Origin of the sequence: Afipia carboxidovorans OM5 (genome assembly GCF_000218565.1) — a bacterium.
GTDB lineage: Bacteria > Pseudomonadota > Alphaproteobacteria > Rhizobiales > Xanthobacteraceae > Afipia > Afipia carboxidovorans.
This window is the reverse complement of sequence record NC_015684.1, coordinates 1,701,367-1,714,883: the sequence shown is the minus strand read 5'-3', so window position 1 is coordinate 1,714,883 and position 13,517 is coordinate 1,701,367. Positions and strand designations below refer to the sequence as shown.

Sequence of the window (13,517 nt, the reverse complement as noted above, 5' to 3'; positions counted from 1 at the left end):
CATTTCAAAGACTTTCTCGCGACTTTTGCCGTCTTTTGCAGGCTTCATCGCAGCCCTACCCGGCCGGAACGGCCATTCTCACGGCGAGTTGACGGGACCAGCGCGAACCGCTCAATCACGGCCGACGCGACTCACCCACCGGCGGGCTATACCCGCTGGTCCTACCAACTGCGACCGACCCCACTATGCAGAAAGAACGCCTGATTCCGCTGATCGTCGCCTGCGCCCTGTTCATGGAGAACATGGACTCGACGGTAATCGCGACATCGCTACCGGCGATTGCCGACGACATCGGCACCAGTCCGCTGACGCTCAAGGTCGCGATCACGTCCTACCTTCTTTCGCTGGCGGTGTTCATTCCGGGCAGCGGCTGGATGGCGGACCGCTTCGGCGCGCGCAACGTGTTCGCCTGCGCCATCGCCGTGTTCATGGCGGGCTCGATCGGCTGCGCGATCTCATCCTCGCTCACCGATTTCGTTATCGCCCGCATCCTGCAAGGCATGGGCGGCGCGATGATGATGCCGGTCGGGCGACTGGTGCTGCTGCGGAGCATCGACAAGAGCGCGCTCGTCAACGCCATGGCGTGGGTGACGGTGCCTGCCCTGCTCGGCCCGGTGATCGGCCCGCCGCTCGGCGGCTTCATCACCACTTATTTCTCGTGGCACTGGATCTTTCTGATCAACATCCCGATCGGTATCCTCGGGATTTATCTCGCGATCCGCTACATCGATCCGATCCGCAGCGACAACCCGGAGCGGTTCGATCTCATCGGCCTTCTGTTCGCGGGCCTCGCGGTCGCGGGGCTGGCCTTCGGGCTGTCGGTCGCGGGCCTCAACCTGCTGCCGTGGCAACTCGTGATCGGACTGATCGTCGGCGGCGCGGTGTTCGGCCTGCTCTACATCATGCACGCACGTCGGACCGCCTCGCCGGTGCTCGACTTCTCGCTGCTGCAACTGCCGACGCTGCGCGCGAGCCTCGGCGGCGGCTTTCTGTTCCGCGTCGGCATCGGCGCGCTGCCGTTCCTGCTGCCGCTGTTGATGCAGATCGGGTTCGGCCTGTCGCCATTCCAGTCCGGCATGGTGACATTCGCTTCCGCCATCGGTGCGATCGGTATGAAGACGCTTGCCGCGCGCATCATCCGCACCTTCGGCTTCCGCCCGGTGATCCTGTTCAACGTGTTCGTCGCGTCGGCTTCCGTTGCCGCCTGCGCGCTGTTCACACCGGCCACGCCGCTGCTTCTGATCATGATCATCCTGATCGTTGGCGGCTTCTTCCGCTCACTGCAGTTCACCGCGATCAACACGCTCGCCTATGCCGAGGTGGAGACGCCGCAGATGAGCCGCGCCACCACGCTTGCGAGCGTCAACCAGCAGCTTGCGATCTCGACCGGCGTTGCGATCGGCGCGTTCGCGGTCGAGGCGACGCAGCACTTCCGGCAGGCGGCTGAATTGAGCGCCGCCGACTTCTGGCCGGCGTTCGTCGTGATTTCGCTGATCTCGCTGACGTCGTTCTTCTCGTTCTATCGCCTGCCCAACGATGCCGGACATCAGGTCTCGGGCCGCAAGGTCGAGGCGATGGAAGGACCGAAGGCCGCCGACACCGTCGCCAACGAGACGACGGCGGACGTTCGCGACCAGCGGCTAGGGTGATGTTTCCTGTCAATTTGAGCGAGGTGTGAGCGCCACCTCTCCCGTGGGGAGAGGTCGGGGGCGGAGCGATAGCGAACGCCACCGGGTGAGGGCGTACGGTGCTCAAGAGACGCCAGGAGCCCCCTCACCCGCTCGCATAGCCGTCAAAGACGCGCGTAAACGCGCTTATGGCTCGCGACCTCTCCCCACCGGGGAGAGGTGAAGAAAGACGACTTGTTGATGCCCGGCGTAAAGCCGGGCATGACGGAGAAATATGTTTCCGCCAGAGCGGATACTCCCTGGATTGCTTCGCTTCGCTCGCAATGACAGTGATCGGACTAACCCCCGCGAAAGCCCATCGCGAGCACGTAGCGCTCCGAGGAATCCTGTCGGCTCGCCGCCGGCTTGACGTGGCGCACGGTTGCGAAGTTGCGCTTCAATTCCGCCTGCAGCGTCGCATCCGCTCCGCTTTGAAATACTTTCGCAAGGAACGTGCCGCCCGGATTGAGCACTTCGGCCGCGAATGCCGCAGCACTTTCGACAAGGCCGACGATGCGCAACTGATCTGTTTTGCGATGGCCGGTCGTGTTCGCCGCCATATCGGACATCACGATATCGGCGCCGCCGCCCAGCATCGCGCGTAGTTTTTCCGGCGCATCATCACTAAGAAAATCAAGCTGCGCGAAGGTCACGCCCGGAATTTCACCCATCTCCAGCAGATCGATGGCGATCACCTTGCCCCGGCCCGCTTCCGCGCCGACGCGCTTCGCCGCGATCTGGCTCCAGCCCCCCGGTGCCGCGCCGAGATCGACCACCGCCTGCCCTTGCTTGAGGAAATGATACTTGTCGTCCATCTCGCGCAGCTTGTAGGCCGCGCGCGAGCGGAAACCGTCGCGCTTGGCCTGCGCGACATAGGGATCGTTGAGCTGGCGCTCCAGCCACAGCTTCGATGACAGCTTGCGCTTGCCACCGCTCTTTACCGTGACGTGCAGCCGCCCGGTCGTGTCCTTTGCCATGATCCGCCTTGAATGCCTGTCGCGCGCCTATGCAGCCGGGATATAGCCGTCTTCGCGCATCATTTCGACCAGCATGCCCTCGCGCAGGCCGCGGTCGGCCACCCGCAGTCGCGAAACCGGGAACGCATCGCGGATCGCATCGAGAATGGCGCAGCCCGCGAGCACGAGGTCGGCGCGCTCGGTGCCGATGCAGGCGTTGTCGGCGCGCTGGCGATAGGTCATCGACATCAGCCGCTCCACCGCGGCGGTGATGTCTTGATTGTTCATCCACAAGCCATCGACACGGCGGCGGTCGTAACGCACGAGCCCGAGGTGAAGCCCCGCCACCGTCGTCACGGTGCCCGAGGTGCCGAGGAGATGCATGCCGTCGATGTCGTCGCCATGCGCGGCCGCGAACGGCGCGAGATGCCTTGCGACTTCACCGACCATCGCCGCATAGGATTCGCGCGTGACGTCGATGCCGCCGAAATGCTCGGCCAGCGTCACCACGCCGACCGGCAGCGAAATCCACGGGCCTTTCACCGGCGGCGCATCGGGCTCGCCGTCGGGCCGCATCAGCTTCACGACTTCGGTGGAGCCGCCACCGATGTCGAACAGGATCACGCCGCGCGCGCGCTCATCGAGCAACGGCGTGCAGCCGATCGAGGCGAGCGTCGATTCCGTTTCGCGGTCGATGATCTCGAGTTCGATGCCGGTCTTCTCGCGGATGCGCGAGAGAAATTCATCCGAATTATCCGCCGCGCGGCAGGCTTCGGTCGCGATGGTGCGGCGGCGATGCGCGCTGCGCGCGTCCATCTTGTCACGGCACACCGACAGCGCACCGACGGCACGCTCGATCGCGGCTTCGCTGATGCGGCCCGAGGAGACGATGCCTTCGCCAAGCCGAATGATGCGCGAGAACGAATCCACCACGCGGAAGCTGTCGCCCGAGGGGCGCGCGATCAACAGCCGGCAGTTGTTGGTGCCGAGATCGATCGCCGCATAGGCTGGCAGACCAGACGCCTGGCTCGGTTGCGCCTCGCCCGCCACCAGGTTCGACCGTCGCTCGAAAACGCGGGGCTGGGCATGCTCCGTCATGCAGATCCAAATCTGCGCCTTTCAGGCAAAGCCTTGGTTGAAGGCCAAACCCTGAGACGCGAAACACCATTCGGTGTTAAATCTATCAGCGCGACCGATCCGTGCAACCCATCCGGTCAAGACCCGCGGGAACACCGCAAAAGGCCGCTCCCCCGCGGCTTCCTCATTGCGGGCGGCCATGATATCGCAACGCAAAACGTAAACCCCGACGTTCTGGACCGATGCGAATCTATATCGATGCCGATGCCTGCCCGGTGAAGGAGGAAGCCTATCGCGTTGCCGCGCGCCACCAATGGCCGGTGAGCGTGGTGGCGGGCAATTTCATCCGCGTGCCCGACGATCCGCAGATCGAGCGGATCGCGGCCGGTCCCGGCATGGACGCGGCCGATGACTGGATCGCGGCGCGGGCGACGAGTGGCGATATCGTCATCACCGCCGACATTCCGCTCGCGAGCCGTTGCGTCAAGGCAGGCGCGGCCGTCATCGCACCGAACGGAAAGGCTTTCACGGAGGATTCGATCGGCATGACGCTTGCGGTACGCAACCTGATGAGCGACCTGCGCGAGAGCGGCGAGATCACCGGCGGGCCACGCGGCTTTTCGCCGAAGGACCGCTCCGCTTTTCTGTCGACCCTCGACCAGACCATCCGCCGCATCGCGCGCACGCAGCCGCAAGGCTGAGAGACGGAACGAAGAAACAGGCTGATATGGCTCCGCTGATCCAGTTGAAAGACATCGCGCTCACCTTCGGTGGCACGCCGCTGCTCTCCGGCGTCGAGTTGGCCGTCGAGGCCAACGAGCGCGTCTGCCTTGTCGGGCGCAACGGCTCGGGCAAATCCACTTTGCTCAAGATCGTCGCGGGATTGATCGAGCCCGATCGCGGCACGCGCTTCGTGCAGCCCGGTGCGACGGTGCGTTATCTGCCGCAGGAGCCGGATTTCGCCGGCGCTGCGACGACACTCGCCTATGTCGAAGCGGGCTTGAGCCCCGGCGACGATCTCTATCAGGCGCGCTACCTGCTGGAGCAGCTTGGGCTGACCGGCGAGGAAAATCCGGCGAGCCTGTCCGGCGGCGAGGCGCGCCGCGCTGCACTTGCCCGCGTGCTGGCGCCCTCGCCCGACATTCTTCTGCTCGACGAGCCGACCAACCATCTCGATCTCACCACCATCGAATGGCTGGAAAGCGAACTGGCCTCACGCCGCAGTGCGCTGGTCATGATCAGCCACGACCGGCGCTTTCTCACCAACCTGTCGCGCGCGACCGTGTGGCTCGACCGCGGCGAGACGCGGCGCATCGAGAAAGGCTTTGGCGCGTTCGAGGCGTGGCGCGACGAGGTGCTGGCCGACGAAGAACGCGAGCAGCACAAGCTCGACCGCAAGATCGTGATGGAAGAACACTGGCTGCGCTACGGCGTCTCCGGCCGGCGCAAGCGCAACGTCAAGCGACTCGGCAATCTGCACGCGCTGCGGCAGGCGCGGCGCGGCTATCGCGGCGCCACCGGCAAGGCGACGCTCGCCGCCGCCGAGTCCGATCTCTCCGGCAAGCTCGTGGTCGAGGCGAAGCATCTCGTCAAATCGTTCGGCGAACGTCCGATCGTCAACGACTTCTCGACCCGCATCGCGCGCGGCGACCGGCTCGGCATCGTCGGCCCCAACGGCGCAGGCAAGACGACGCTGATCAATCTTTTGATCGGTACGTCACCGCCCGACAGCGGCACGGTGCGGCTCGGCGCCAACATCGAGATGGCGACGCTCGACCAGCACCGCGAAAGCCTCGATCCGAAATCGACACTCGCGAATGCTCTCACCGGCGGGCGCGGCGACACCATCATGGTCGGCGGCAAGCCGAAGCATGTCGTGAGCTACATGAAGGACTTCCTGTTCAGCCAGGAGCAGGCGCGCACGCCGCTGGAGGCGCTGTCCGGCGGCGAACGCGGGCGGCTGATGCTGGCGCGCGCGCTGGCAAAGCCGTCGAACGTTCTGGTACTCGACGAGCCGACCAACGATCTCGATCTCGAAACGCTCGACGTGCTGGAAGACATGCTCGGCGAATACGAGGGTACGGTGATCCTCATCAGCCATGATCGCGACTTCCTCGACCGCGTCGTCACCTCGGTGATCGCGCCGGAGGGCGAAGGCCGCTGGGTCGAATACGCCGGCGGCTATTCCGACATGCTGGCGCAGCGCGGCAGCGACCTCAAGGAAAAGGCCGTCAAGGGCACAGCCGCATCCGCAAAGGTTGCAAAGGCTCCGCCCTCCGCGCCTGCTTCGACGGCCGCGCCGAAGCGTCGTCTCAGCTTCAAGGAGAAGCACGCGCTGGAAACGCTGCCCAAGACCATGGCGAAGCTGCAGGCCGAGATCGCAAAGCTGCAAACGCAACTCGACGACCCGACGCTTTATGCCCGCGACCGCAAGGCGTTCGACGCCGCCTCGGCGGCGATGACCAAGGCCCACGCCGAACTCGCGAGCGCCGAAGAACAATGGCTGGAATTGGAAATCCTGCGCGAGGATATCGAGAGCGGGACGTGAGCCTGCACTTCACGAGGCGTCACGAAGCTCGACAGCCAGCGCGTCGCGAAAGGCTTTGATCGGAACCGCAAGACGGCCCGGTGGCGGCCGATGAACAACCCACGCTCTCACGGCCGGCTCGAAGTTTTCAACTTTAACAACCTTGAGCTTGCTCCGCAGCGGGCTTCGCTTCAGGGCGATCGGAGTGACGAGACCGATCCCGACACCGCGCGCGACGAGAGATAGCCGAAGCTCAGGATCCAACGCTTCGACTGCAATGTTGAACGGAAGATGGGCTGCATCGAAACGGCGCTTCAGCGCCCGGCGGAAGCCACACCCATCCTGATTGATGACCCAGGGGAGATGCGACAAGCCCGGAAGGTCCACCGACTTCGGCACTTTCATGTCGCGTGCCACGACAAAGGTAACGGCTTGCGTTCCGAGGTCGTCACAAACCAGCTCCTCCGGCGGCGTAACGCCATCCGGCAAACAGATCGCGGCAGCGTCGAGCTGGTTGCGGCAGACCCGCTCCGCATGATCGGGCGACCATCCTGACACGATGTGCACGCTCAAAGCCGGAAATTGCGCGCGCAGCATATCCAGAGGCGCGCTCAAGGCGGCTTCCGACAAATACGGTGTAACGCCGAGGCGGAACTCGCCACGCACCACGCCATCGGCGGCAACGCCCGACTTGAGATCATCGAGCGTTCGGAGGACCCGACGCCCCTGCTCGTAAGCTTCACGTCCCGCAGTAGTCGGCTTCAGCGGCTTCGACTGCCGGTCGAGCAGTTCAACGCCAAGCATCTCTTCAAGACTCTGCACACGGCGCGTCACGCCAGGCTGGGTGAGATTGAGACGCGTCGAAGCCGCGACGATCGAGCCCGTTTCGACGACCGCGATGAAGGCGGCAAGGTCGTTTGTGTTCATAACAAACTCGCATATATATTATCATAACAATTCAATTGTTGCATATTGAGCGGGCTGATTAAAGGGCCTCTTCCCTAAATTCGAGGCTCCTCATGACCTGCCTTCAGCCTGCCCTCTCGTCTCATCGAACGGTGCCGCGCGCGTTCGTGAGGCTGGGCGCCCTCGCGACCGGCGTCATCGTCACCAATCTGTCTGCTCCGCAAATTCTCGTGGCGCTGATTGGCTCATCCTTCGGCATATCCACCGCGCAGGCAGGCATGGTCAGCACCCTGACCCTGCTCGGTTATGCCGCCGGATTGTTTCTGCTGGTCCCGCTTGCCGACATCTTTGAAAATCGCAGCCTGATAGGCCTCACGCTCGGCTGCACCGTCGCCGCAGCAGCCTGCACCGCCCTGGCGCCGACGCCGTCCTTGCTGTTCCTGTTCGTATTCGTGCTCGGCGCATTTTGCTCCGCGATCCAGATGCTCGTGCCACTCATCGCCGCGATGGCGCATCCATCCGAACGCGGGCGCGTCATCGGCGATGTCATGGGTGGATTGATGGTTGGCATCATGCTGTCCCGCCCGCTCGCGAGTTTCATCGCAGACATCTGGGATTGGCGCGGATTCTATGCGGCATCCGCAACCGCGATCGCAGTTATCGCAATCGCGCTGATGCGGCGGCTGCCCCGCTGCAGCCGGCCGCGCGCATAAGCTATGTCGGACTGCTGCGGTCATTCTGGACATTGTGGCGCGATGAACCCGTCCTGCGGGTACGCTCATGGACAGCCTCGCTGGCCATGGCATCCTTCTCCGCCTACTGGACCGCCATTGCGCTGCGGCTATCCGCTGCTCCCTTCAACCTCACGCCGCGTGGCATTGCCATCTTCGCATTGGTCGGCGCTGCCGGCGCGATTGCAACGCCGCTCGCAGGCCGAATGGGAGATCGCGGCTGGACGCGACAGGGATTGTGCGCATCGCATCTCCTCATCATCGCGGCCCTTGCGCTATGCGCATCCGCCGAATTCGTCTCCTCGTGGGCATTGGCGCTCGTCATGGAAGCCGCCGGCGCCATTCTTCTCGATGTCGGCTTCACCTGCGATCAGACTTTAGGCCGCCGCGCCGTCAATCTGTTGCAGCCGGAAGCACGAGGCCGCATCAACGGCCTTTATGTCGGTTTGTTTTTTATCGGCGGCGGTGTCGGCGCTGCCGCCGCAGGTCTTGCGTGGTCATATGGAGGGTGGTTCGCGGTCTGTCTGGTTGCCGGGAGCTTTGGATTTATCGCCCTGATGACGGATGCGATGACCACCGGAACGCCATAACGCAAAACCGCGCCTCGAAACCATCGAGGCGCGGTTTGTCTGATGCGATCCCGTTACGGATCAACTCACTTCGTCAGCGGGCAGCCGCTTTCCTTCGCGGTCGGATAGGCCTTGTCGCCCGGCACCGTCGCGATCAGCTTGTAGTAGTCCCACGGCTTCTTGCTCTCGGCCGGCTTCTTGACCTCGAACAGATAGAGATCGGTGACCATGCGGCCGTTGGGAAGAACCTTGCCGTTGCCGGTGAAGGCGTCGTTGACCGGCAGTTCCTTCAGCTTCTTGGTGACGGCTTCGGTGTCCTTGGTGCCGGCGGCCTTCACCGCCTTCAGATAGGACGTGACGGCCGAGTAAGTGCCTGCCTGAACCATGTTGGGCATGCGGCCGGTCTTCTTGAAGAAGCGCTCGCCGAAATCGCGCGACTTGTCGTCACGATCCCAATAATAGCTCTCGGTGAGTTGCAGGCCCTGAGCGGCCTGCGTGCCGAGGCCATGCACTTCGGCCAGCGTGAACAAGAGCGCCGCGAGTTTCTGGCCGCCCTGCACGATGCCGAATTCCGCCGCCTGCTTGATGGCGTTCGAGGTATCGAGGCCTGCGTTGGCAAGGCCGATGACCTTCGCCTTCGAGCTCTGCGCCTGCAGCAGGAACGACGAGAAGTCCGACGTATTCAGCGGGTGACGCACCGCGCCGAGCACCTTGCCGCCCTTCTCCTTCACGATCGCCGCCGTATCCTGCTCCAGCGAATAGCCGAACTGATAGTCGGCGGTGAGGAAGAACCAGGTGTTGCCGCCCGCTTCCGTCAGCGCGCCACCGGTGCCGACGCCGAGCGCATGGGTGTCATAGGCCCAGTGGAAACCGTAAGGCGAGCAGAGGTCGCCGGTGATGCGCGAGGAGCCCGCGCCGACCACCATGTCGATCTTCTTCTGCTGCTTGGCGAGTTCCTGCACGGCAAGCGCGACGGAGGACGTCGTGAGTTCGGTTACCATGTCGACGTGCTCGACGTCGAACCATCGCCGCGCGATGCTCACGCCAAGATCAGGCTTGTTCTGATGGTCGGCATCGACCAGCTCGATCTTCTGACCGAGCACCGAGCCGCCGAAATCCTCGATCGCCATCCGCGCCGCTTCGACTGACCACTTGCCGCCGAAGTCGGCATAGACGCCGGATTGATCGTTCAGAACGCCGATCTTGACGCCCTGTGCAAACGCAGGGCCTGCAAGGCAGATGCAGGCCAGCGCCGAGATCGCCGACAGATATTTTGACTTCATGTTTCACTCCACAGTTATTTTTTGCAGCGCAGAATAAATAGACGGGAGAATGTACGCGCCGCAGCCTAGCGGTTTTATACGACAGGGCTATCATCCTATCGTCCGAAATGCACCGGGTGGAGACGGGCCAGCACACCCTGCCCCGCCGCGATGCCGGTCGCGAAGGAGGCCTGCAGCAGATAGCCGCCCGTCGGCGCTTCCCAGTCGAGCATCTCACCCGCAACAAATACCGAGGGTCGCTTCACGAGGGAAAAATCGGCCCTGATATCCGTGAAGGCAACGCCCCCGGCGGTCGAGATCGCACGCGCCAGTGAAGCCGGCCCATCGAGCCGCAGCGGCAGCGCACGGACGAGCCCGGTCAGTTCGTCCGATGCCAGCGCGGCAAGCCTCGTGCCACGATAGAGTGCAGCCTCATGCAGCAGGCCGATCGCAACGGGCGGCAACGCCAACACCTTGCGCAGGAAGGTCGCGACCGACTGCTTGCCGCGTGGGCGCGAGAGCCGCGTAACCAACTCCTGCTCAGACAGGTCCGGCCGCAGATCGATCGAGAGGATGGCGTGGCCTTGCGCCCGTGCCGTCTCGCGCAAAGTCCGCGACAGGGCATAGACGCCCCCACCCTCGATGCCGTCTCTGGTGATGACGATCTCGCCGCGCGAGGTCTGGCCTTTGCAGGCGAGCGCCACATTCTTCAGCGGCTGCCCCTCGAAGCGATCGCGGAACGACGCACTCCAGTCGATGCGAAAGCCGCAATTGGCAGGTTCGAGTTCGGTGACGGCGATGCCTTGCGCCGAGAGGATATCGCGCCAGTCGCCGTTCGCTCCCAGGCGCGGCCAGCTTGCACCGCCGAGCGCCAGCACGCTCGCACGTGGCGCAACGCAATGCTCGCCGTCCGGCGTCGCGAAGCGCAACGCGCCTTCCTCGTTCCAGCCGAGCCATTGGTGGCGGAGTGCAAAGCGCACCCCGAGATGATCCAGCCGCGCGAGCCATGCACGTAATAAAGGTGACGCCTTGAAGGCTTTCGGAAACACCCGCCCGCTGGTACCGATGAACGTTTCCTGCTTCAGCCCGTGCGCCCATTCGCGCAGCGCCTGTGGTGGAAACGCAGTAACGGCATCGCGCAGCAGCGGCGGTGCCGCGCCATAACGTGTGAGAAACGTCTCCAGCGATTCGCTGTGCGTGAGATTGAGACCGCCGCGCCCGGCCATCAGGAATTTTCGCGCACCCGAGGGCATGCGCTCATAGACGGTGACGGAGAATCCCGCTGCGGCGACCGTTTCGGCCGCGATCAATCCGGCCGGGCCCGCTCCGACGATAGCGACATCCGGCACGCTCACACCATCACGCCAGTTTCATTCCCTCGACTGGCGTCGTAGATGCGCGATGATTCCGGAAAAGTCCACCGCCCCATGGCCGGCTTCCGTGAAGGCCTCATAGAGTTCCTGCGCGTGCGTGCCGAGCGGCGTCGCGGTGCCGGTAGCGCTGGCGGCATCCTGCGCCAACCGCAGATCCTTCAGCATCAGCGCGGCCGCAAAACCCGGCTTGTAGTTATTGTTCGCGGGCGATGCGGGCACCGGGCCCGGCACCGGACAATAACTCGTCAGCGACCAGCACTGGCCCGACGACGTCGAGGCGACATCGAACAGCGCCTGATGCGACAGCCCGAGCCGTTCGCCGAGGCTGAAGGCCTCGCACACACCGATCATCGAGATGCCGAGGATCATGTTGTTGCAGATCTTCGCCGCCTGCCCCGCACCCGCGCCGCCGCAGTGAATGATCTTCGCGCCCATCTTTTCGAGAATTGGCTGCGCCGCCGCAAAGGCCTTCGGCTCGCCGCCCGCCATGAAGGTCAGCGTCGCGTTCTTCGCGCCGATGGTGCCGCCCGACACCGGCGCATCGACCGACCGCAGACCGGCCGCCGTTGCCAGCTCATGCGCCTGCAAGGCGCTTGCGACATCGATCGTCGAGCAATCGATCACCAGCGTGCCCCTGGCAAGCCGCGGCACGATCTCGCGCCACACCGAGAGCACATGCGCGCCCGCCGGCAGCATGGTGATGACGGTGTCCGCGCCCTCGATCGCCTCGGTGAGTTGCGTGACGGTTTTGACGCCCGCGTTGGCCGCCGCATCCCGCAGCGACTCGACGAGATCGAAGCCGGTGACAGTGAGCCCCGCTTTCACCAGATTGGCGGCCATCGGCCCGCCCATGTTGCCAAGACCGATAAAGCAAATGCCTGCCATGACCCGCTCCGTCTGATGATCGCGGGCGGAGCTTAGCGAGGGAATGGCACTCGCGCGACGTCAACCTAAGAACGAGAACGGCGTGCCCCGATTGGTGGAGCCATTCCCTGCCGTCACCACCAGATTGTGATCCGATCTCCTGCTATATGACCGGTATCATATCGCTCCCCGACTTCGATAAACCAGGCTTCTCATGATCTCCCATTGGCTCTCGGCGCGTCTCGCCCGCCACGATATCTATTACGGCTGGGCCGTGGTCGCCGCGACCTTCCTGACGACGCTTGCGAGCGCCGCCTCGATCAGCGCACCGGGCGTGTTCATCGTGCCGCTCGAGCAGGAGTTTCAGTGGAGCAACGCCGAAATCTCCAGCGCGCTGTCAATCCGCCTGCTGCTCTACGGGCTGGTCGCGCCGTTCGCCGCCGCCCTCATCAACCGCTACGGCATGCGCAATGTCGTAATCTCCGCGCTGACGACGATTGTGGCAGGCCTGACGCTGTCGCTGTTCATGACCGAGGTCTGGCAGTTGATCCTGCTATGGGGCATCGTGGTCGGCACCGGCACCGGCATGATCGCCCTCGTCCTCGGCGCGACGGTTGCCGCGCGCTGGTTCGTCAAGCGGCGCGGGCTCGTCGTCGGCCTGTTCGCCGCGAGCACGGCGACCGGCCAGCTTCTGTTTCTGCCGCTGTTTGCCAGGCTCACCGAACTCTATAGCTGGCGCGTCGCCACCATCGCGCTCTGCATTCTGATGGCGATTGCCGCCCTCTCCGTGCTGCTGGTGGTGCGCGATCGTCCTTCCGATCTGGCATTGCGCCCATTCGGCGGCGATGGAAGCGAGCCGATCGCGCCGCCGCCGATTGAGACCTCGATCACATCTTCCGCGCTCAACGCGTTGCGGGACGCATCGCAGAGCCGCACCTTCTGGGTGCTGTTCTTCACCTTCTACATCTGCGGGGCCAGCACCAACGGCCTGATCCAGACTCACTTCATCGCGCTGTGCGGCGACTATTCCATTCCGGCGACAGGGGCTGCGACGCTGCTCGCGGCGATGGGCATCTTCGATGTCATCGGCACCATCTGCTCGGGCTGGCTGTCGGACCGTTACGACAACCGCTGGCTGCTGTTCTGGTACTACGGCCTGCGCGGTCTCTCGCTGATGCTGCTGCCGTTCACCGACTTCACGCTTTACGGCCTGTCGCTGTTCGCCCTGTTCTACGGGCTCGACTGGGTCGCCACCGTGCCGCCGACCGTGCGCCTCTCGGCCGCGACGTTCGGGCCCGAACGCGCCAACCTGATGTTCGGCTGGATTTTCGCCGGCCACCAGCTCGGCGCCGCCTCCACCGCGCTCGGCGCCGGGATATCGCGAACCTATCTCGCGAGCTACCTGCCCGCGTTCTTCTTCGCCGGGCTCCTGTGCCTGATCGCCTCGCTCGCCGCCCTGTCGATCCGCCGTGACAAACGCCCCGCAGTCGCCTAGAGCGTTTTCGAGCGAAGTGGAAGCCGGTTCGCGTGAAGAAAACGCGTCAGAACAATAGCCTAGAGCTTTGCTTTTAATTCCATCAAAAGC

At 64.1% G+C, this 13,517-nt stretch carries 12 protein-coding genes; 6 read left to right on the top strand and 6 right to left on the bottom strand.

Translation table 11 applies throughout. The features are described from left to right. Positions 1-185: 185 nt before the first annotated feature. Entirely contained in the window at positions 186-1,649 is a 1,464-nt protein-coding gene (locus OCA5_RS07980; RefSeq protein ID WP_012563610.1) for an MFS transporter, read from the top strand. A 317-nt stretch (positions 1,650-1,966) separates the two neighbouring features. On the opposite strand, the gene OCA5_RS07975 is transcribed toward OCA5_RS07980, so the two are convergent. Beyond that, positions 1,967-2,644 carry an RlmE family RNA methyltransferase gene (locus OCA5_RS07975; RefSeq protein WP_012563611.1) on the bottom strand — a complete coding sequence of 226 codons (678 nt, stop codon included), beginning with the start codon at positions 2,642-2,644 and terminating at the stop codon, positions 1,967-1,969. A gap of 27 nt (positions 2,645-2,671) precedes the next feature. Next, the gene (locus tag OCA5_RS07970) at positions 2,672-3,721 is read right to left on the bottom strand and encodes a Ppx/GppA phosphatase family protein (RefSeq protein WP_013913030.1); all 1,050 of its coding nucleotides are present in this window, start codon (positions 3,719-3,721) and stop codon (positions 2,672-2,674) included. 221 nt (positions 3,722-3,942) lie between these two features. Here OCA5_RS07970 and OCA5_RS07965 point away from each other — a divergent pair, with 221 nt between their 5' ends. Both OCA5_RS07965 and OCA5_RS07960 read left to right on the top strand, forming a co-directional pair. Continuing rightward, positions 3,943-4,401 (top strand): YaiI/YqxD family protein, encoded by a 459-nt coding sequence (locus OCA5_RS07965; RefSeq protein ID WP_012563614.1) that lies wholly within the window; start codon positions 3,943-3,945, stop codon positions 4,399-4,401. Positions 4,402-4,427: 26 nt separating this feature from the next. Next, positions 4,428-6,248: an ABC-F family ATP-binding cassette domain-containing protein gene (locus tag OCA5_RS07960; protein ID WP_012563615.1), complete on the top strand. Its 1,821-nt coding sequence runs from the start codon at positions 4,428-4,430 to the stop codon at positions 6,246-6,248. Positions 6,249-6,257: 9 nt separating this feature from the next. On the opposite strand, the gene OCA5_RS07955 is transcribed toward OCA5_RS07960, so the two are convergent. Next, the gene (locus OCA5_RS07955) at positions 6,258-7,154 is read right to left on the bottom strand and encodes a LysR family transcriptional regulator (RefSeq protein WP_012563616.1); all 897 of its coding nucleotides are present in this window, start codon (positions 7,152-7,154) and stop codon (positions 6,258-6,260) included. Between the two features lie 92 nt (positions 7,155-7,246). Between OCA5_RS07955 and OCA5_RS19470 the strand changes: the two genes are divergently transcribed. Together OCA5_RS19470 and OCA5_RS19465 are read left to right on the top strand one after the other, a co-directional pair. Continuing rightward, complete coding sequence (locus OCA5_RS19470; protein ID WP_012563617.1) at positions 7,247-7,846, top strand: MFS transporter; 600 nt, start codon at positions 7,247-7,249, stop codon at positions 7,844-7,846. An 86-nt stretch (positions 7,847-7,932) separates the two neighbouring features. Beyond that, positions 7,933-8,454 carry an MFS transporter gene (locus tag OCA5_RS19465; RefSeq protein WP_012563618.1) on the top strand — a complete coding sequence of 174 codons (522 nt, stop codon included), beginning with the start codon at positions 7,933-7,935 and terminating at the stop codon, positions 8,452-8,454. Between the two features lie 65 nt (positions 8,455-8,519). Here the strand turns inward: OCA5_RS19465 and OCA5_RS07945 are convergent, their stop codons facing one another. The 3 genes from OCA5_RS07945 to mmsB all read right to left on the bottom strand — a co-directional run bounded on the left by OCA5_RS07945 (position 8,520) and on the right by mmsB (position 11,953). Then, positions 8,520-9,716, bottom strand: a complete 1,197-nt coding sequence (locus tag OCA5_RS07945) for an ABC transporter substrate-binding protein (protein WP_012563619.1) — start codon at positions 9,714-9,716, stop codon at positions 8,520-8,522. Positions 9,717-9,811: 95 nt separating this feature from the next. Continuing rightward, a complete protein-coding gene (locus OCA5_RS07940) occupies positions 9,812-11,050 on the bottom strand; it encodes a BaiN/RdsA family NAD(P)/FAD-dependent oxidoreductase (RefSeq protein WP_012563620.1) in 1,239 nt (412 codons plus the stop codon). A 15-nt stretch (positions 11,051-11,065) separates the two neighbouring features. Further along, positions 11,066-11,953 carry a 3-hydroxyisobutyrate dehydrogenase gene (gene mmsB / locus OCA5_RS07935; protein ID WP_012563621.1) on the bottom strand — a complete coding sequence of 296 codons (888 nt, stop codon included), beginning with the start codon at positions 11,951-11,953 and terminating at the stop codon, positions 11,066-11,068. Positions 11,954-12,146: 193 nt separating this feature from the next. Between mmsB and OCA5_RS07930 the strand changes: the two genes are divergently transcribed. Beyond that, complete coding sequence (locus tag OCA5_RS07930) at positions 12,147-13,427, top strand: MFS transporter (RefSeq protein WP_012563622.1); 1,281 nt, start codon at positions 12,147-12,149, stop codon at positions 13,425-13,427. The last annotated feature ends 90 nt before the right edge of the window (positions 13,428-13,517 follow it).